This window comes from Burkholderia sp. LK4, assembly GCF_001043615.1.
Classification (GTDB): domain Bacteria; phylum Pseudomonadota; class Gammaproteobacteria; order Burkholderiales; family Burkholderiaceae; genus Burkholderia; species Burkholderia cepacia.
Genome location: NZ_LDUL01000027.1, coordinates 114,454 through 133,232, shown reverse-complemented (window position 1 = coordinate 133,232; position 18,779 = coordinate 114,454). Strand labels below are relative to the sequence as shown.

The 18,779-nt window shown below is 67.3% G+C and carries 21 protein-coding genes and 1 pseudogene; 4 read left to right on the top strand and 18 right to left on the bottom strand.

The window, feature by feature from the left end; genetic code table 11:
- Positions 1-163: 163 nt before the first annotated feature.
- From VK92_RS14400 to VK92_RS14390, 3 genes are all read right to left on the bottom strand, one after another.
- Complete coding sequence (locus tag VK92_RS14400) at positions 164-547, bottom strand: DUF6232 family protein (RefSeq protein WP_042972737.1); 384 nt, start codon at positions 545-547, stop codon at positions 164-166.
- A 124-nt stretch (positions 548-671) separates the two neighbouring features.
- A complete protein-coding gene (locus tag VK92_RS14395) occupies positions 672-932 on the bottom strand; it encodes a DUF2866 domain-containing protein (protein WP_011353838.1) in 261 nt (86 codons plus the stop codon).
- Between the two features lie 207 nt (positions 933-1,139).
- A complete protein-coding gene (locus VK92_RS14390; RefSeq protein ID WP_021156477.1) occupies positions 1,140-2,297 on the bottom strand; it encodes a porin in 1,158 nt (385 codons plus the stop codon).
- Positions 2,298-2,605: 308 nt separating this feature from the next.
- On the opposite strand from VK92_RS14390, the gene VK92_RS14385 reads away from it, so the two are divergent.
- Entirely contained in the window at positions 2,606-3,412 is an 807-nt protein-coding gene (locus tag VK92_RS14385) for a MetQ/NlpA family ABC transporter substrate-binding protein (protein WP_021156475.1), read from the top strand.
- 150 nt (positions 3,413-3,562) lie between these two features.
- Here VK92_RS14385 and VK92_RS14380 read toward each other — a convergent pair whose 3' ends face one another.
- The 4 genes from VK92_RS14380 to VK92_RS14365 form a co-directional block, all read right to left on the bottom strand.
- The gene (locus VK92_RS14380; RefSeq protein ID WP_021156474.1) at positions 3,563-4,678 is read right to left on the bottom strand and encodes a succinylglutamate desuccinylase/aspartoacylase family protein; all 1,116 of its coding nucleotides are present in this window, start codon (positions 4,676-4,678) and stop codon (positions 3,563-3,565) included.
- Positions 4,679-4,903: 225 nt separating this feature from the next.
- Positions 4,904-5,686: an ABC transporter substrate-binding protein gene (locus tag VK92_RS14375; protein ID WP_048023490.1), complete on the bottom strand. Its 783-nt coding sequence runs from the start codon at positions 5,684-5,686 to the stop codon at positions 4,904-4,906.
- Between the two features lie 226 nt (positions 5,687-5,912).
- On the bottom strand, positions 5,913-6,833 hold the full coding sequence (locus VK92_RS14370) for a LysR family transcriptional regulator (protein ID WP_021156472.1): 921 nt from the start codon (positions 6,831-6,833) through the stop codon (positions 5,913-5,915).
- Between the two features lie 148 nt (positions 6,834-6,981).
- Positions 6,982-7,929: a GlxA family transcriptional regulator gene (locus VK92_RS14365; protein WP_048023489.1), complete on the bottom strand. Its 948-nt coding sequence runs from the start codon at positions 7,927-7,929 to the stop codon at positions 6,982-6,984.
- Positions 7,930-8,036: 107 nt separating this feature from the next.
- Here VK92_RS14365 and VK92_RS14360 point away from each other — a divergent pair, with 107 nt between their 5' ends.
- Together VK92_RS14360 and VK92_RS14355 are read left to right on the top strand one after the other, a co-directional pair.
- Positions 8,037-8,345, top strand: coding sequence for a DUF3817 domain-containing protein (locus tag VK92_RS14360; RefSeq protein ID WP_048023487.1), 309 nt, complete (start codon positions 8,037-8,039; stop codon positions 8,343-8,345).
- Positions 8,342-8,743, top strand: a complete 402-nt coding sequence (locus tag VK92_RS14355; protein ID WP_048023582.1) for a CopD family protein — start codon at positions 8,342-8,344, stop codon at positions 8,741-8,743. Before VK92_RS14360 ends, VK92_RS14355 begins: the two co-directional genes overlap by 4 nt.
- Here the strand turns inward: VK92_RS14355 and VK92_RS14350 are convergent.
- The 3 genes from VK92_RS14350 to VK92_RS14340 form a co-directional block, all read right to left on the bottom strand.
- Positions 8,730-9,332: a hypothetical protein gene (locus tag VK92_RS14350; protein WP_048023485.1), complete on the bottom strand. Its 603-nt coding sequence runs from the start codon at positions 9,330-9,332 to the stop codon at positions 8,730-8,732. The two genes, VK92_RS14355 and VK92_RS14350, sit on opposite strands and share 14 nt — an antisense overlap.
- Positions 9,333-9,548: 216 nt before the next feature.
- Positions 9,549-10,937, bottom strand: coding sequence for an NCS2 family permease (locus VK92_RS14345; protein WP_021156467.1), 1,389 nt, complete (start codon positions 10,935-10,937; stop codon positions 9,549-9,551).
- A 568-nt stretch (positions 10,938-11,505) separates the two neighbouring features.
- Complete coding sequence (locus tag VK92_RS14340; protein ID WP_048023484.1) at positions 11,506-12,183, bottom strand: TetR family transcriptional regulator; 678 nt, start codon at positions 12,181-12,183, stop codon at positions 11,506-11,508.
- A 48-nt stretch (positions 12,184-12,231) separates the two neighbouring features.
- Here VK92_RS14340 and VK92_RS14335 point away from each other — a divergent pair, with 48 nt between their 5' ends.
- Entirely contained in the window at positions 12,232-12,897 is a 666-nt protein-coding gene (locus VK92_RS14335; protein ID WP_048023482.1) for an O-methyltransferase, read from the top strand.
- 148 nt (positions 12,898-13,045) lie between these two features.
- Here VK92_RS14335 and VK92_RS14330 read toward each other — a convergent pair whose 3' ends face one another.
- The 8 genes and pseudogenes from VK92_RS14330 to VK92_RS14300 all read right to left on the bottom strand — a co-directional run bounded on the left by VK92_RS14330 (position 13,046) and on the right by VK92_RS14300 (position 18,748).
- Positions 13,046-13,564 (bottom strand): DUF3455 domain-containing protein, encoded by a 519-nt coding sequence (locus tag VK92_RS14330; RefSeq protein WP_048023480.1) that lies wholly within the window; start codon positions 13,562-13,564, stop codon positions 13,046-13,048.
- 141 nt (positions 13,565-13,705) lie between these two features.
- Positions 13,706-13,912 (bottom strand): annotated as a pseudogene (locus tag VK92_RS43405) (cyclase family protein); the annotation flags it as partial.
- A gap of 1 nt (position 13,913) precedes the next feature.
- Positions 13,914-14,060, bottom strand: coding sequence for a hypothetical protein (locus tag VK92_RS43490; RefSeq protein WP_208451039.1), 147 nt, complete (start codon positions 14,058-14,060; stop codon positions 13,914-13,916).
- A 19-nt stretch (positions 14,061-14,079) separates the two neighbouring features.
- Positions 14,080-15,195 carry an alkene reductase gene (locus VK92_RS14320; RefSeq protein WP_027790425.1) on the bottom strand — a complete coding sequence of 372 codons (1,116 nt, stop codon included), beginning with the start codon at positions 15,193-15,195 and terminating at the stop codon, positions 14,080-14,082.
- Positions 15,196-15,259: 64 nt separating this feature from the next.
- A complete protein-coding gene (gene dkgB / locus VK92_RS14315; protein ID WP_048023477.1) occupies positions 15,260-16,066 on the bottom strand; it encodes a 2,5-didehydrogluconate reductase DkgB in 807 nt (268 codons plus the stop codon).
- 151 nt (positions 16,067-16,217) lie between these two features.
- Complete coding sequence (locus tag VK92_RS14310; protein ID WP_048023475.1) at positions 16,218-17,174, bottom strand: LLM class oxidoreductase; 957 nt, start codon at positions 17,172-17,174, stop codon at positions 16,218-16,220.
- A 19-nt stretch (positions 17,175-17,193) separates the two neighbouring features.
- Complete coding sequence (locus VK92_RS14305) at positions 17,194-17,517, bottom strand: MoaF-related domain-containing protein (RefSeq protein ID WP_048023473.1); 324 nt, start codon at positions 17,515-17,517, stop codon at positions 17,194-17,196.
- A gap of 28 nt (positions 17,518-17,545) precedes the next feature.
- Positions 17,546-18,748, bottom strand: a complete 1,203-nt coding sequence (locus tag VK92_RS14300; RefSeq protein WP_021156457.1) for an MFS transporter — start codon at positions 18,746-18,748, stop codon at positions 17,546-17,548.
- Between the last annotated feature and the right edge of the window lie 31 nt (positions 18,749-18,779).

The window sequence follows — 18,779 nt, the reverse complement described above, 5'->3', positions numbered from 1 at the left end:
TGCGGCGACGAGCCGCTCTTTCCATACTAGGCGGTCGGCGTACGCAGCGCAGGCGAGGCGGTGGTGGAATGCGATTCGACGGGGGCAATCGAGGGCGCCGTTGCGCGACGCGAAACGCGCCGCCGGGCACCACGGATCGAAGCGTGCAGGGATGCGAACGGAATCAGCCGGCCGTCGTTGCGGCCTGCGCATCGCGCACGACCTGCGCGACGCGTTCGACGAACTCGACGTCGACGCTCGACAGCGCTTCGCGCTTGCCGTCGGGCATCTCGACCATCAGGCGATACGTGACGTCCTGCGTGGTCCACGCGAGATAACCGACGACGGCGAGCATCACGCCGACGACGAGCGCGGCGCTCGATCCGGCGATGCCGCCCGCCACGGCGGCGGCCGCGCCGATCAGCGAGATCAGCGACGGCACGAGGCGGTTTTTCGGAATCTTGACGACATCGACGTGGCGGATGTCACGCAGCGCGAATACCTGCCCGGCGGCCGACAGGCCGTTGCGCGTGATCATCACGCCGCGTTCGTTGAATGCGTTTTCCATCATGTGTTGCGTGGACGAAAACGCGCAGCGTAGCAGGTTTCATTGCCGCATCAAACGAGACCGACTGCCGCACGATGCGTGCGGCAAGGCCGAAAGACGGGCAGCGGGTGGAACGGGACGGCGTTCAGAACTGCAGCCGGCCGTCGCCGTAAAGCCGGCCCGGCACGTGCGACGCGACGACCTCGGCGATCTCTTCGTCGGTCGATTCGGCCGGCACGATCTGGCGCCGCGCGGGTGCGTCGAGATGCATCGTCCATTCGACGAGACGATACGGCCGCCCCCACGGGCGCTGCATTTCGACCGATACGCGGCAGCTCTGGACCGGCATCGAGTGTTGGCACGTCAGAATCGCGTGCAGATGGCTGAAAACGGTATCTTCGATCATCATGGCCTCCGATCCTGTCTTGTGGGCAATCGATGGCGGCGCCGTCGGCGGTTCAAAAAAAAAGCCGCCGATGTTCAGGCGGCCAACAGGGGGGGTGAGAGCATCCTCTCAGCCCAGAATTAAGCGAAACTTAAAAGCCCATAAAAAAGCGCCCCGCGTGGAGCGGGGCGCTTCTTGCCGTCGTGATCCGCGAGTTAAGCGGATGCTTTAGAACTTGTGACGGATACCGATACGTGCGGCGATCTGGTTCTTCGAACCCGTGCCCGACGTGTTGAAGTAGCTCGTGCTCGAGCCGATCTGCGCTTGCACGCCCTTGCCCGATGCCTGCTGGTACACGACCAGGCCGTACACGTCGGTACGCTTGCTGAGTGCGTAGTCGGCGATACCGTTGACCTGGTTCCAGTGCCACGAGTTGCCGTTCTGCGTCGCGTTCGTGTACGTGTAGCCGAGGCCGCCCGACAGAGCCGGCGTGAACGCGTACTTCGCGCCTGCTTCATACGCGTTGTAGAACGTGCCGCCTGCGCCCGAGACGGTCGAGAACTGCGTACGCGTCCACAGCAGCCATGCCGTTGCCGGGCCCCAGACGTAGCGGCCGCCCACACCGTAGGTGCGCAGGTCGCGGACGTTGCCCGTGCTCAGGTTCGCGATCGTCGTCGAGAATGCCGGCGTCGACTGGCTCGGGAAGCGGATGTCCGTGTACGCGGCGCCGAGCGAGAACGGGCCGTTCGCGTAGTTCAGGCCGAAGCTGTATGCGCGCGACGAGCCTGCCGTCGTCGTCGTGCCCGACGTCGTTGCCGGTGCGCCGGCGAAGTCCGTCGAGTTCGAGAAGCCGTACAACGCGCCGAACGTGAAGCCCGAGTAGTTCGCGCTCTGGAACTTCACGGCGTTGTTGATGCGGCTCGACGTGAGCTGGTCGATGTCGTTCACGTGGTACGCGTAGTTGCCCGCGACCGTGTTGCCGCCCGTCGAGTAGTTCGAGCCGAGGATGTCGGTCGAGAACGAGTACTGGCGGCCGAACGTGACCGTGCCGTATTGCGACTGGCTCAGGCCGACGTAAGCCTGGCGGCCGAAGATCGCGCCGCCCTGGCCGATCGTGCCGTTACCGCTGTTGAAGCCGTTTTCGAGCACGAAGATCGCCTTCAGGCCGCCGCCGAGGTCTTCGGTGCCGCGCAGGCCCCAACGGCTGCCCTGGGCAACGCCGTCGTCATACTTGAACAGCTTGCCCGAGCCGCCGTTGGCGGTCTTGCTGTGGTTCACGTAGCTGATACCGGCATCGATGACGCCGTACAGCGTCACGCTGCTTTGTGCGTGCGCCGTGCCGGCCGTTGCTGCCAGGACGGCGATGGTCAACAGTTTCTTGTTCAAAGGATTCTCCGAGCGAATAAATGGCGTGTCCAGTTGCGGTTCCGGCGCTCTCTATGGGCGCTTTCACGGACCGGCGGCAACTTTATCGAGGGGCCACGTAATGAATATGACAGCGACTGTCATATGAAGAATGTGTGGCGCCGATGCGACACCGAATTCTGCCCGCTTGTATAGCCGGTGGTTATACCGATTCAGACTGAGATTCGATCGGAAGCAGGAATATGCACATGAAATAAGCTTGGTTGGTGGCGTTCGGGCCCCATGCCACGATCCGTGTTCCAACAAACGACACGGGACAAGAGGACACCATGCGACGTTCATTCCTGACCGGCCTCGGCGCGCTCGCAGCCGCACTGGCATTCGCGGCGCCCGGCGCGCACGCCGACTCGCAAACGCTGAAGATCGGCACGATGAGCGGCCCCGACGCGCAGATCTGGACCGAGGTGACGAAGGTCGCCGCACGCGAAGGCCTCGCGATCAAGGTCATCGAATTCAACGACTACGTGCAGCCGAACGCGGCGCTCGATGCCGGCGACCTGGACGCGAACGGCTTCCAGCACCAGCCGTTCCTCGACAGCCAGATCAAGCAGCGCGGCTACAAGATCGTCAACGTCGGGCTCACCTACACCGCGCCGATGGGTTTCTATTCGAAGAAGATCAAGTCGCTGAAGGACTTGCCGGTGGGCGCGAAGGTCGGGATCCAGAACGATCCGTCGAACGGCAACCGCGCGCTGCTGCTGCTGCAGAAATACGGCGTGATCAAGCTGAAGCCGGGCGTCGGCGCCAACGGCGTGAACGCGACGCCGCTCGACGTCGCCGAGAACCCGAAGAAGATCAAGATCGTCGAACTCGACTCCGCGCAGCTGCCGCGCGCGCTGCCCGACGTCGATGCCGCGTCGATCAACACCGACTACGCGGTGAAGGCCGGGCTCACGCCGGTGAAGGATGCGATCGCGATCGAGGACCTGCGCGGGCCGTACGCGAACCTGATCGCCGTGCGCGCGCAGGACAAGGACAAGCCGTGGGTGAAGAAACTCGTCGCGGCCTATGAATCGGACGACGTGCGCAAGTTCATCGACCAGAAGTTCGGCGGCGCGATCGTGCCGGCGTTCTGAACGCCCACGCGTGCCATCGCCCGGCCGGATGGAGCGCCGGGTATTCCGAAAAGCAGATCGCCCGCGCAAGCGGGCGATTTCGTTGGTGCGCGCGGGTGAGCGCCGGGGGATGCCCGATACGCGCCGTGACCCGGCGCACGGGCCGGCCGCTCAGGCCGACAGCAGCGAACCCGTGCGGATCGCGGTCGCGCCCGCGATGCGCGCGACTTCCATGCCGGCCGTCGCGAAGCGCACGACCTGGCGCGCGTACAGCACGCCCGACACGCTGCTCTTCAGCGTGACGACACGATCGGTCAGCGGATCGACGATGTCGGCCACGGCCTGGCCGGCCTCGATCATCGCGCCGACCGGCGTGCGGAACACGATCACGCCCGACACGGGCGCGACGAGCGGATCGGTGCCCGCGAGCGGCGTGGCCGGATGCGCGAGCGGCGGCAGCGGCGCCGGCGTGCCTTCGACGACACCGCGCTCGGTCAGGTATTCGACGATCGCCTGTGCGTCCTTTTCGGCGAATTCGTACGACACGTCGCGTTCGCTGCGCAGTTCGACCGTGACGGAAATCGCGCCGTTCGGGATCGGGAAGCGGTCGCCGAAGCGGTTGCGCAGGTCCGACCAGCAGAAGCTGTGGATTTCGTCGAACGGGTTGCCGACCGAATTCAGCGCGAGCAGCGACGCCTGTGCATCGAGATAGCGCGCCAGCGGCTCGACGTCCGCCCACAGATCGGGGTTCGTGTACAGGTGCATCACCGCATCGTTGTCGCAGTGCAGGTCGAGCACGATATCGGCGTCGAACGACAGCTTCTGCAGCGCGAGGCGCTGCGAGTCGAGTTCGGTGCGCGGCTTCTGTTCGTCGAGCGCTTCGCGCATCGCGGTGCGCACGGCGACGAGATTGCGCTGCGCGTCGTTCGTGAGGCGGCTTTCGACGTGCGGCAGCACGAGCGCCGCGAGATCGTGGAAATTGCGGTTGAAGTTCTGCATCGAGCCGAGCTCGAAGCGGCCGAGGTGATCGCCGAACACGTGCTGCGACAGGCCGATCGGGTTCGGTACGGGCACGATGACGACTTCGCCGCGCAGCTTGCCGGCCGTTTCGAGCGCGGCGATCTTGCGGCGCAGCAGCGTGGCGACCAGCATGCCGGGCAGTTCGTCCGCGTGCAGCGACGACTGGATGTAGACCTTCTTGCCGCCGCGCGGGCCGTAGTGAAAGCTCGTGATCTGGCGTTCGGTACCGACGGCGGGGGAAATCAGCGGATGGGTCTGCGTTTGCATGATGGGGGAGTGCGGCGCAGCCGCGAATGATCCGGTGTGCGTGGAAGATCGATTGTACGTTGCCTTCCTCGCCCCCATCAAACCGGCGCCAGAACGCGCCGATTTTCGTTGTGAATCATCAGGTTGGTGCGGAAAAAATAACGCTGCCGGCACCGCGTGCGCAAAAAAACGGGCTCCTTGCGGAGCCCGTTCGTGCCGAAGCGAAGCGTGCGCTTGCGTGGCGGATTACTTCCCGTAGACGTCGAAATCGAAGTACTTCTTCGCGATCTTGTCGTACGTGCCGTCCTTGCGCATGCCGGCGATCGCGCCGTCGATCTTCGTCTTCAGGTCGGTGTCTTCCTTGCGCAGGCCGATACCGGCGCCGTTGCCGAGCGTCTTCGGATCGTCGAGATCCTTGCCGGCGAAGTCGAAGTTCGCGCCGCGCGGCGTCTTCAGGAAGCCGATCTCAGCCTGCACCGCGTCCTGCAGCGCGCCGTCCAGACGGCCGGAGATCAGGTCGGCGTAGACCTGGTCCTGGTTCTGGTAGGGCACGACGTTCACGCCCTTCGATGCCCAGTACGTCTTCGCGTAGGTTTCCTGGATCGTGCCCTGCTCGACGCCGACCGACTTGCCCTTCAGCGATTCGGCCGTCGGCATCAGGCCGGCACCCTTCTTCGTGACGAGGCGCGTCGGCGTGTTGAACAGCTTCGCCGAGAAGGCGATCTGTTCCTGACGCGCCGGCGTCATCGACATCGACGACAGCACGCCGTCGAACTTGCGGGCCTTCAGTGCCGGAATCATCCCGTCGAAGTCGTTTTCGATCCACACGCACTTCGCGTTCATGCGGCGGCAGATTTCGTTGCCGAGATCGACGTCGAAACCCACAACCTTGCCGTCAGCGCCTTTCGATTCGAAAGGCGGGTAGCTTGCGTCGACGCCGAACCGCACGGTCGACCAGTCCTTCGCATACGCGCTGCCGGCCGATACGGCGAGCAGGGCAACGGTCACAGCCGCAAGAATCTTTTTCACCAGGTGACTCCTCGTTTTGTTCGATGGGTGCGCGGTTGTGCCGCGCCGTAAGCCTTCGGCCGGCCGCGGCTTCGCGGCAGGCTGTCCGTTTCGCCCACCCGATGCGGGCGCGCGACGTGCGCAAGATTATCAAGACAAAATACCGGCAGGGCGCCTAGGACAAGCCCCGATACCGGGCCCGGCGGCGGCGCGGTGCGTGCGCCGCCGTTTCAGACACAGGAACGATTCAGCCGAGCGTTTCGTTGACCGCACGCTGCAGGCACGTGACGAATTGCGTGACGGCGGGCGTGGGCAGCAGGTCGCGCCGCGCGATGATCGACAGGTCGAAGCGCGGCATGCGCTCGTCGAGTTCGGCCGTGCGGATGCCGAGCGGCGCGACCGTCGCGGCGAGCGGGCGCGTGAAGCAGCCGATCACGTCCGAGCGCGCGACGAGCCCGAGCGTCACCGCGAACGACATCGGCGAGCGCAAGAGCCGCTTCGGCAGCGGCAGCCCGTGCGCCTGGAACATCCCGACCATCACGCTGTGCGGAAACTGCTCGGCGCCGACGGTGACGATCCACTCGGCATCGAGCAATTCCTCTAACCGGCGCGCGTGCGCGAGCGGGTGGCCTTCGCGCATCACGACGGTGAACTCGGTGGACAGCAGCGGCAACTGCGTGAAATCGCGATCGAGCGCGGGCACGTGGTGCATCGCAGCGATGTCGAGCGTGCCGTTGCGCAACTGCGCGAGCGCGTCGGGTACCGTCACTTCCTCGAGATGCAGGCTCACGTCCGGCATCGACCGGCGGAACGCCGTCACCGCGCGCGGCAGCGCCGTCAGCGCGATCGACGGCATCGTGCCGACCGCGACCCGGCCGGACATCTCGCCCTTCACCTGTTCGACGGCCTCGACCGTGCGGCGGATATCGCCGAGCAGTTGCTCGGCGCGCGGCAGCAGCGCATGGCCGCACGCGGTCAGCTCGACGCCGCGGACGCTGCGCGCGAGCAGCTCCGCGTTGAGCGCCGTTTCGAGCTCGCGGATCGTATGCGTGATCGCGGGCTGCGTGACGCCGAGTTCGCGCGCCGCGGCGCGCAGGCTCTTGTGATGTGCGGCGGAGACGAACGCCTGGAGCTGCGCGATGTTCAGGGGGTTGCGGATGCGGGTCATCGATCGGGTCCGGTTGGCGCGACAGTGTGGCGAACGAGGCGGGGCGGCGGCGGTTTTCGGTCGCGATCCCGATGGTTGCATGCACGCGGTGCCGCGCGCGCCCGACACATCGCGTGCCGTTGTGCAGGCGGCGGTGACGTTGCGAACGTCACGCGCCGGCGCGCGCGCGGAACGCGCGACGATACCGCTGCGGCGACGTGCCGACGATGCGCGCGAACCGCTCGCGAAACGCGGTGACCGAACTGAACCCGGCCTCCGTCGCGACATGCTCGACCGACAGTTCCGTGACCTCCAGCAACTGCTGCGCATGCCGGACGCGTGCAGTCTGCAGCCATTGGCGCGGCGACGTGCCGGTCTGTTCCTGGAAGCGCCGCGTCAGCGTGCGCACGCTCGTCGACGCCTTGCGAGCCATCTCGTCGAGCGTGAGCGGCTTGCGCAGGTTCGCCTGGAGCCAGTCCATCAGGTCGTGCAGCCCGTCGGTGGCGGCCGGCCATTCCGGCGCGATGAACTGCGCCTGCCCGCCTTCGCGCACGCGCGGCGCCACCGCGCTGCGTGCGGCGTCGACGGCAACCGCCGCGCCATAGTCGGCCTGGATCATGTGCAGGCACAGGTCGAGGCCGGCCGCCGCGCCGGCCGACGTCAGGATGCGCCCGTTGTCGACGAACAGCACGTTCGGATCGACGTCGACGTCCGGATAGCGGCGTGCGAGTTCGGCGGCCGCGAGCCAGTGCGTCGTCGCGCGCAGGCCGTCGAGCAACCCGGCTTCCGCGAGCACGAACGCGCCGCTGCAGATCGACGCGATCCGGCACCCGCGCGCGGCCGCTTCGCCCAGGGCGGCAATCGCACGGCGTGACGTGGGTGCGAGCGGCACCGACGTGCCGGGGACGACGATCGTATCGGCGTCGGCGAGCGCATCGAGGCGAAACGGGGGCCGCAGCTCGAACAGGTCGCCGGCGACGCGCGGATGCTCGCTGCACACGCATACGCGGTAGGCCTGTTCGACACCGGGCGCACGCACGCGTGCGAACGTGTCGCATGCGACGCCCAGATCGAACGGGACGACATCGGGCAAGGCGAGCACGGCGACCGTATGCATGGCGTTCGAGGGTTTGGCCAGAATCCGTTGAAAGATGTCATTCTAGCCAATGGCTCGAACCCGCACCACACGCGACAATCGCGGCGGATCAACCTGGAGCCCCGCCGATGAAACAAGACGATCGCGACGCGTTGCGGAACCTGCAGTACCTGTCGTTGCTGGAGGCGACCACACTCGTCGTGCTGGTGTGCGTCGCCGTGCCGCTCAAGCATCTGGCCGGTTATCCGGTCGCGGTATCGATCATGGGGCCGGTCCACGGCATCGCGTTCGCGATGTACGTGTGGGCGGTCGTCGGCACCGCATCGAGCGGGCTGTGGAGCAGGGGCGACGTCGCGCGGCTCGTGCTGTCGGCCGTCGTGCCGTTCGCGGGGCTGGCGAGTGCGGGATGGATCGCGCGCCGGAGGCACGCGCGATGATCTACCTGATGATGAAGACCGTGCACGTGGCGGCCGTCGTCACGTTCGTCGGCGGGCTGCTGATGCTGTCCGTCGGTGTCCGGATCGCGAACCTCGCCGTGCATCGCGCGGTGCGGCGCTGGGATCGCATGGTGACGGCGCCTGCACTCGCGATCGTCTGGATCACGGGTGTCGCGATCGCGCTCAACGGGCACTGGTTCGGCGCGGCGTGGCTGTCGGTGAAGCTTGCGGTCGTCGTCGCGCTGTCGGCGCTGCACGGCATGCTGGCCGGCACGCTGCGGCGCATGGAGCGCGACGATCTCGTCGTCGTGCCGACACCGTGGCTCGGGCAGGCGGCGGGCGCGGTCGTGGCCGCGACGGCGATCGTCGTCGGGCTGGTCGTGATCAAGCCGTTCTGACGAGTGCCGTTTCGACGGCCGCCAGCGTACGGCGCCGGATCCAGCCGCTTCCCAGCCGGATCGCGAGCCAGTACGGCGTGAGCAGCCAGCGCGTGCGCTCGCTCGGGCAGTGGATGAACGTTTCCGTGCGCAGCATGTGCGCGCCCGATGCGAGCCCGACGACCTCGAAGCGGAGCACCAGCTTCGCATCGCGCGGGTCGTCGTGCCGCACGAAGGCCGTTGCGTCGGCGATCGTTCGAACGTCGGGCGTGGGACGCCAGAAGCGGCCGACGAGGCCGAGCGACAGCGATGTGTCGTCGCGGTGGAGCAGCGTGAACGAGTCGAAGCCGAAGCGCGCGTGTGCGGGGCGGGCCGGCCCGTTGCGGAGCGCGCCGGCGACGGCGGCCGGGAATTCGCGCACCATGAGCAGTGCGTCGATGACGGGATCGGCACGCATGTCGAGCGACGCGACGGCGTCGATGATGCGCGCCGGCGGCGCGTCGATCGGCTGCGATTCATGCACTTCGTGGAACCCGAACGACGGGATGAACGGCGGCTTGCGCGCCGAGGTCCGGGTGCTCGATTCGGAGACGATGCCGAGCGCGTTCATCGCGGCTCCTGAAGGGGGCAAAGCGCGATCGTAGCACCGGGCGCGGATTTGCGTCGCGCCGTTGCGGCGACGCGCATCATGCTGCACTGCACGCACAAAAAAAGCCTGGAAACGTGCGTTCCCAGGCCTGGAGACCATCAACGACGATGGTGGAGGAGACGATGTCGTCCCGATGCGCGCCGCCCTTCTGCAGGCAACGTCGCGCATGTCTCGCGGTCAGATCGCCCAGCCGCCGAGATAGAACGTGACGAGCACGGCCGCGATCAGCACGGTGCCGACGTTCAGCTTGCGGAATTCGCCGCTGGCGATGCGGCCGATCACGAGCGTCGAGAAGCCGAGCATGATGCCCGTCACGATGTTCGCGGTCAGCACGATGAACACCGCGCACACGAGGCCCGACATCGCGTCGACCATGTCGTCCATGTGCAGCTTGCTCACGCTGCCGAGCATCAGCAGGCCGACGTACATCAGCGCGGGTGCGGTGGCGTACGACGGCACGAGGCCCGCGAGCGGCGAGAAGAACATCACGACGAGGAACAGCAGGCCGACCACGGCGGCCGCGAGGCCCGTCTTCGCACCGGCGGCCACGCCGACGCTCGACTCGATGTAGGCCGCCGCCGGCGCGCCGCCGAGGAAACCGGAGAAGATCGAGCTGATCGAATCGGCGGTCAGCGCGCGGCCGCCATTGATGATGCGGCCGTTCTCGTCGAGCTGGCCGGCCTGGCCCGCGACCGCGCGGATCGTGCCGGTCGCGTCGAACACGGCGGTCATCACCAGCGCCAGCACGCTCGGCAGCACGGCCATCGACAGCGCGCCCTTGATGTCCATCGCGCCGATCAGCGATGCATGGCCCGGTGCGCTCAGCGACGGCAGCGCGAAGACGCCGTGGTACTTCACGGCGGGATCGAAGATCAGCCCGAAGATCGAGATCGCGATCACGACGAGCAGGATGCCGCCCGGCACGCGACGCTTCTCGAGGCCGAAGATCGCGGCGAGGCCGACGACGGACATGATCACCGGGAGGGCGGTGATCTGGCCGAGCGAGACCGGCAGGCCGGCGCCCGGGTTCTTGATCACGAGGCCGACGTCGTTCGACGCGATCAGCAGCAGGAACAGGCCGATGCCGATCCCGGTGCCGTGCGCGACGCCCGCGGGCAGGTTGCGCAGGATCCACGAGCGCACGCCGGTCACCGAGATGCCGGTGAACACGAGGCCCATCAGGAACACGGCGCCGAGCGCGACCGTCGGATGCAGCCCCTTGCCGAGCACGAGGCCGAACGCGGTGAACGCGGTCAGCGAGATCGCGCAGCCGATCGCGATCGGCAGCTTCGCCCACAGGCCCATCAGCAGCGAGCCGAACGCGGTCGTGAGGCAGACCGCGACGAACACCGCGCTCGTGTCGAAGCCGGCCTTGCCGAACATGCCGGGCACGACGAACACGGAATAGACCATCGCGAGGAAGGTGGTGACGCCGGCGACGATCTCGGTGCGTTGCGTGCTGCCGCGCGACGAAATGCCGAAATACCGGTCGATGACTCCCTGGGTGCCAAAGTCAGATTCTGCCGCGCCGACGTCGACCGTCGGCTGCACCGGGGTATCACTCATGAGCTTGCTCCTTTATCAGCATGCTGAAACGGTCCGTAGCGAACCGTCGTCAGGGTGTCTCGTATCTAGTTGGGATTTGTCGGCAACGTCGTGGGGACGAATGACGCGTGATGCGTGTCGTTACGTGCGAATCGAAACGATCGCGAGGGTGTCGCGTCGGACGACGCGTGGTGTGGTCGACCCCGTCACGTGTGCTTTGCCGTAGCGAAGGTTAGGCGAGCGGCCGATCACGTCCCATCGGGGGAAGTGCATGCAGCGCATGTCGCAGCGCTTATATCGGCGTGCAACCGGGCTCCGTCGCGACGACACGCGTGTATACGCCTAGTTCGAATCCGTTAAGGCGACTATTTGAATGCAGGGTCGACGGGCAGGGCGGGAGCGGGTGAGGCATTGAATATTACGAATATCTTTCATCGAGGCGGTGCACGCGCATGAAAACGGCGGCGCGCGACGCGATGCGGTGCGCGGCCGTGTACAAGCGGCACCCGGATGATACCGGTGCCGCACGCGGCTTGCGCTCGCGCGTTCCGGCCCTCGTCGCTTCGATCGCGCCGGCGTGTCAGTCGCGTCAGTCGCGTGCGAGATGCGCGAGGTACGCGCAGAACATGTCGGCCATCGCGGTCGAATAGGCGTCGATTTCCGCCGGCGTGCGCGCGGTTTCGGAGAACGCCTTGCCGCCCGACGTGAGCGTTGTCTTGATCAGCTCGCAGGCGAGCGCATGCGTGGTCTCGGGCACGCCGGGCAACGCTTCGCGCATGAATGCGCTGAAGACCCGGTTGCCTTCGGCTCTCACTTCCTGTGCTTCGGGCGCGTCGCGATAGAGCGGTGCGGCGTCGTCGAGCGCGATGCGCATGCCCGCCTCGTCGCATTCCGACTGGATGAACGCATGGACGGCCGTACGCAGTCGCTCGGGCGGCGTCTTCTGCGTGTCCTGCAGTATTCGGCACAGCATGTCGGACGTCTGCCGCCATTCGTCGTGCTGCAGCCGGAACAGCACCGACGCCTTGTTCGGGAAGTACTGGTACAGCGAGCCGACGCTCACGCCGGCGCGCTCGGCGACGCGCGCCATCGTGAAGCGCTGCGCGCCTTCGGTCGCCAAAACCTGAACAGCAGCCTGGAGGACGTCTTCGACGAGACGGGTCGAGCGCGCCTGCCGAGGCAGCTTGCGCGTGGCAATCGGGGCATTTCGACGGTCGGTCATGGGCGGTTGGCCAATGCGAATAGTAAAACCTGAATAGTTCGTCATATTCTAGTCGGGCGCACTGACGCACTCAACCTGACACTGGAGATCCGCATGACCACCCTGATTCACGACCCGCTGGCGTCGCTGCTCGCGCGCCTGTTCGACGAAGCCGAGGCGTCGTCGCCCGCGACGAGCCCGGCCTTTGCCGACGTGTCGCGCGACGAACAGGCGCGGCTGATGCGCAGCAAGACGGACTACACCGATCTGTATGCGCGCCTGAAGGACTATCCGCTTCCCGTGTCGCGCGAGACGGGCACGCTGCTGTACATGCTCGCGCGCAGCGGCGGCGCGCGGGCGATCGTCGAATTCGGCACGTCGTTCGGCATTTCGACGCTGCATCTCGCGGCCGCGCTGCGTGACAACGGTGGTGGCCGGCTGATCACGAGCGAGTTCGAACCGTCGAAGGTCGCGCGCGCGAGGGCGAACCTGACGGCGGCCGGGCTCGCCGATCTCGTGGAGATTCGCGAAGGCGATGCGCTGCGCACGCTGGCCGCCGATCTTCCGGATTCGGTCGACCTGTTGCTGCTCGACGGCGCGAAAGGGCTGTATCCCGAGATTCTGGCGCTGGTCGAACCTCACCTCGAGGCGGGGGCGTTCGTCGTGGCCGACAACGCGGAATACAGCCCCGACTACCTCGCGTACGTGCGCGCGCCGGAAAACGGCTATCTGTCGGTGCCGTTCGACGGCGAAGTCGAGTTGTCGATGCGGATACGCTGAACGGACGTAACGCGGGTGTCGACGCTGCCACGCTTGTGCGCATGAAAGACAGGAAAACTGAATGAATGGTGACGTGGCGGCGTGGCGGCAGGAAGCGGGAAGATGCCCGGTGCCGGCGGCGCCGGGCGTTACCTCACGTCACGTCACTTCACTTCAGGAACACATAACGCGCGAAGTAAGGAAAGCGTCCGACCGCATGCTCGGTCGTGCACGTCGCGGCCGGCGGGGTGCCGCCCGCCGTGTCGAGCCGCTGCACGAAGCGCACGCCGGCAAGCGTGCCGGTTGCCGCCGGCGTGGCCGCGAGCAGCAGTTGAGGAACGCTGCCCGGGTGTGTGCCCGGCGCTTCCGCGAGCTTCTTGCCGGTGACGCGGCTGCCGTCGAGTGCCTCCCACGACGGGCCCGCGCCGTGCCGGACGACGAGCGTGCCGCCGGCATCGAACAGCAGTGCTTCGGGGTACTGGAATGCCCACGCGAGCCGGTGCCCGGCGTCGTATTCGCATGCATAGACCTGCATGCCGCTCGCGGTGGTCGACAGCACCGGCGTGGCCGGCTCGGGCGGCGCGAGGCCGGCGGCCTCGTCGGCATGCGCGGGCGCGGTGAACGCCGCGCAATAGAGACTGGCCGCAAGGGCCAGCAGCATGTCGCGTGTCGGGGAACGGCTGGGCATGGCGGAGCGTCCTCTCAGGTCGGGTGACGGTCGTGTGAAGTCGATCTCGTCAACACTAGACGCCGATGGCGCAGGCTGCAACCCGGAAATGACAATCGCAGCGCTAGCGGCCGCGATGGTCGGGGGGCGGAGGGGCGATCGGCGGGTCGCAACCGGGTTGATGTTGACCTGCGTGGAGCCGACGTACAGCGGCTGGCCGAGCACGAACGGGAATTCCCACGCCTTGTCGCGCTCCAGCGCGCGGCTGTCGATCCGCTCCAGGTTGCAGATGCCGCGCGTCGCGCGCACGTACTGGTCGATCGGGAATTCATCCTGCGTGTGCGGATTCGGATAGAGCTCCGACGCCCACTCACGTGTCGCCGCCGAACGCGTCGTTCGCGCCCTGGACGGACGGATACCGGTCGGCCGCGGGTGCGGCCGGCGCGGCGTGCGCCGCCCGGGCCGCCGCGAACGGCAGGATCGCGCCGAACGCGAGCCGGGCGAGCGTTGCTTGCATGCCGGACTGCGGTGAATCGTTACGCAGCGGCTTGCGCGAGCGTCGGGTAGTCGGTCAGGCCCTGGGCGCCGCCGCCGAACAGCGTGTTGCGGTCGTGCGGCGCGAGCGCGGCGCCGGTGCGCAGGCGTTCGGGCAGGTCGGGGTTCGCGACGAACGGGCGGCCGAACGCGACGAGGTCGGCCCAGCCGGCGGCGATCGCTTCGCGTGCGCGCTCGGCGGTGTACGCGCCGGCATAGATCAGCACGCCCGGGTACGCGGCGCGCAGCTGCTGCTTGAATGCGACCGGCATCAGCGGCGCGTCGTCCCAGTCGGCTTCCGCGATGTGCAGGTAGCCGACGCCGAGCTCGCCGAGCAGCTTCGCGGCGGCGAGGTAGGTCGTTTCCGGATCGTCGTCGACGCAGCCGTTCAACGTGGTCAGCGGCGCGAGGCGGATGCCGACGCGCGACGCGTCGCCGGTGCCTTCGATCAGCGCCTGCGTGACTTCACGCAGGAAGCGCAGCCGGTTCTCCAGCGAGCCGCCGTATTGGTCGGTACGCGTGTTCGCATTCGAATCGATGAACTGGTTGACGAGGTAGCCATTCGCGCCGTGCAGCTCGACGCCGTCGAAGCCGGCTTCGATCGCGTGGCGCGCGGCGGCGCGGTACTGGTCGACGATCTCGCGGATTTCGTCGACGGACAGTGCGCGCGGCTCGGATGCCTGCACGAAGCCCGGCGTGCTGCCGTCCTCACCGGCGATGAACACGTTCACGCCCTTCGCCTGGAGCGGCGACGACGATACGGGTTGCGCGCCGCCGAGCAGGCTCGTGTGGCTCAGGCGGCCGACGTGCCACAGCTGCGCGAAGATGCGGCCGTGCGCGGCATGCACGGCGTCCGTCACCTTGCGCCAGCCGGCGACCTGCGACGGCGTGTGAATGCCGGGCGTCCATGCGTAGCCCTTGCCGAGCGGCGCGATGTAGGTGCCTTCGCTGACGATCAGCCCCGCACTCGCGCGCTGCGCGTAATACGCGGCCATCAGTTCGTTGGCTTCGTCGCCGGGCTGGCTGGCGCGCGAACGCGTCATCGGCGGCATCACGATGCGGTTCGGCAGCGTCAGCGCGCCGAATTGCAGCGGTTGGAAAAGCGGGTCCTGGGTCATGATGGAGTCCTGTCGGGGCCGCGGCCGGCTGGCCGCGGACGATTCGATTGGGAGAGCGGTGCGTTTAGTCCCACTTCGGCGCGAGGCCGGCCGGGTCGACTTCGCGGCCGTTGCGCTCCAGCGCGGCGATCTGCGCCATGTCTTCGTCGGTCAGGCGCAGCGTCTGCGCGAGCAGGTTGCTCGCGAGGTTCTCGCGCTTCGTCGACGACGGAATCACCGAGTAGCCGAGCTGCAGCGCCCACGCGAGTGCGACCTGTGCCGGCGTCGCGTCGTGACGCTGTGCGATCGCGCCGATCACCGGGTCGCCGAGCACCTTGCCGTACGCGAGCGTCATGTACGACGTCACGTGGATGCCTTCGGCGTTCAGGAACTCGACGAGCTTGCGGTTCTGCAGGTACGGGCTCAGTTCGATCTGGTTCGTCGCGATCGCATCCTTGCCGACGGCCGCGATCGCTTCCTTCGTCAGTTCGATGTTGAAGTTCGAGATGCCGATCTGGCGCGTGAGGCCCTTCGCCTTCGCGTCGGCCAGCGCGGTCATGAACGCGTCGATCGACACGCCGTTGCCCGGGGCCGGCCAGTGGATCAGCGTCAGGTCGACATAGTCGGTGCGCAGCTTGCGCAGGCTTTCCTCGAGGCTCGCGACGAGCTTTTCCGGTGCGTAGTTGTCGACCCAGATCTTCGTCGTGAGGAACAGGTCTTCGCGGCGCACGTCCGACGCGGCGATCGCTTCGCCGACTTCGGCTTCGTTGCCGTAGATCTGCGCGGTGTCGATCGCGCGGTAACCCACTTCGAGGCCGTTACGCACCGAGTCGATGACCACCTGGCCTTGCAGGCGGAACGTACCGAGGCCGAATGCGGGAATGTTGCTCATCAAGTGCTCCTGAAAGGGGTGGAACGGTTGCGGTATGGAAGTCATTCTGGCGCTTGATACTGATGAGATAAACGCCTTTAGAGGTCAAAAATATTTGATTTGAATTCAAATATCGGTCGTGCGGCGGGCTCGCTCGAGGCCGTTGCCGGCCTTATGCGGCGCACGTCTGCGCGTTTGCCTTCGTATTCGCGTGGAATATCGGCAGCACGTCCGCCGCGATCTCGGCCATCGTCTCGTCGAGCGGGCGGCAGTTGCGGCGGAAATGCAGGCCGATGTGCCGTACGCCCGCGTCGCGCATCGCCGCGAGCTCTTCCGTCAGCGCGATGCGTCCGGCGCGGGCGCCGAAGCGATGCCGCTGCAGCGGCTCGTGCGGATCTTCCGCGAGGTCGAGGTGGATGAAGCTCACGTACGGTTTGTCGCCGGCCACCGCGCGCCAGTTCGCGGCGCGCTGCGCGTGGTCGGCCGGCGTGCCCGGATACGCGAGGCAGCCGTCCATGTGCTCGCCGATCCACGCGGGCGTTTGCTGCGCGAGACCCGCGACGAGCAGCGGCACCGGCGAGCGCGCGGCCGGCAGCACCTCGAGGCCCGGCGGCAGGTGCCCGCGCGCGCCGTCGCGCAGCAGCGCGACCTGGTCGCGGAAATTCGCGCCGCGCGACGCGAAGTCGCGGCCGAACAGCGGATATTCGACCGGCCGGTCGCCGCTCGCGACGCCGAGCATCAGGCGGCCGCCGCTCAGTTCCTGGATCGTCGCGGCCGATTTCAGCGTCAGCAGCGGCTCGCGCAGCGGCAGCACGACGGCCGCGGTGCCGAGCAGGATGTCGTGCGTGATCCCGGCGAGGTAGCCGAGATACGAGAACGTTTCGAACACCTGCGCGGCGTCGCCGAACGACGGGTCGTACACCGGCACGTCGCGCACCCAGAGCGCGCGGAAGCCGAGCGTGTCGGCCAGTTGCGCGAGTTCCGCGTGGATGTGGAGGTCGGGCACGCCCGGGTGGCGGCCGTCATGCCGGCGTTTCGCGTTGCCGGACGGGGTCCAGTCGTTGTCGAGCGGCAGTTCGATGCCGATGCTGAAGCCGCCGTCGGCGAGCGCGTCGAGTGAAGTGGGCATGGTTGGGGGCTCCGTCCGTTCAGACCGCGCGCAGGCTGCCGTCGAGCCGGTAGAAATCGAGCGACGACGCGGTGAAGAACGAGCGCGACGTGCCGGCGGCGAAATCGTCGATGTGCACGACGGTGGCGCGATCGGCTTCCTGCCACGAGATCGCGTAGGCCTCGCCGGCGATGAGTTGCCACGTGTATTCGACTTCACCCTTCGCGCCCGCGTACGGGCCTTCGGTGATCTCGTAGCGCATGTGGAGGCCGTCCTCGTCGTATGCGTTGAGCGCGGTGAGGCCGTCGTAACGGACTTCGAAAGTCTTGCCGGCGAACGGCGGACGTCGGGTCGATGCGTTCATGCGGGTGGCTCCTGTGAATAGGTGACGTTCAATGGGCGAGTTCGACGGGTTCGGCCGTGCGTTCCGGCAGCCCGTGGCTGCGGTCGAGACGGCCGCTCAATGCGGTGAGCGCGAACGCGCCGAGCGTGACGACGGCGGCGATCCAAGGCGTGTGGCCGAGGCCGACGTTCGCGACGATCAGGCCGCCCAGCGACGAGCCGCCGGCCACGCCGAGGTTGAAGGCGGCGATGTTGAAGCCCGATGCGACGTCGGTGGCGTCCGGCGCGAAGTGGCGCGCCTGCTTGACGACGTACACCTGCAGCCCCGGCACGTTGCCGAACGCGACCGCGCCCCACGCGAGCATCGTCAGCACCGCGAGCCATTTCACGTGGATCGTGAAGGTCAGCGCGAGCAGCACGATCGCGAGCAGCAGGAAGATCCGCTTGAGCGCCTTCACGGGGCCGACGGCATCCGCGAGCTTGCCGCCCCACACGTTGCCGACCGCGACCGACACGCCGTAGCCGACCAGCACGAGGCTGACCTGCGACGGCGTGAAGCCGGCGATCTGCTCGAGCAGCGGCGCCATGTACGTGAACGCGATCAGCGAGCCGCCGTAGCCGACGGCCGTCATCGCATAGACGAGCAGCAGGCGCGGCTGGGCCAGCACGCGCAGCTGGCGGGCGAGCGGGGCGGGCGGCGTCTGCGGCAGCCCGCGCGGCACGAACGCCACCGCGCCGAGGAACGCGACCAGGCCGAACAGCGCGACGATCAGGAACGTCGCGCGCCAGCCGAAGTGCTGGCCGATGAAGGTGCCGAGCGGAATGCCGGCGACGAACGCGACGGTCATGCCGCTGAACATCGTCGCGATCGCGCTGGCGGCCTTCTCCTTCGGCACGAGCGTGGTCGCGATGATCGAGCCGACCGAGAAGAACACGCCGTGCGCGAGGCCGGTGAGGATGCGCGCGACGATCAGCGATTCGTAGCTGGGCGCCTGCCAGGCGACGAGGTTGCCGACGGTGAAGAGCGCCATCAGCCCGGCGAGCAGCGCCTTGCGCGGCACGCGGCCGGTGAGCGCGGTGAGCAGCGGCGCGCCGATGGCGACGCTCAGTGCATAGAGGCTGACGAGCAGGCCGGCCGACGGCAGGCTGACGCCGAGGTCGGCACCGATCGTCGGGATCAGCCCGACGATCACGAATTCGGTGGTGCCGATGGCAAAGGCGCTGATGGTCAGCGCAAGCAACGCGAGTGGCATGACGGGATCCGGGTTTCAGAAGGAATGGATC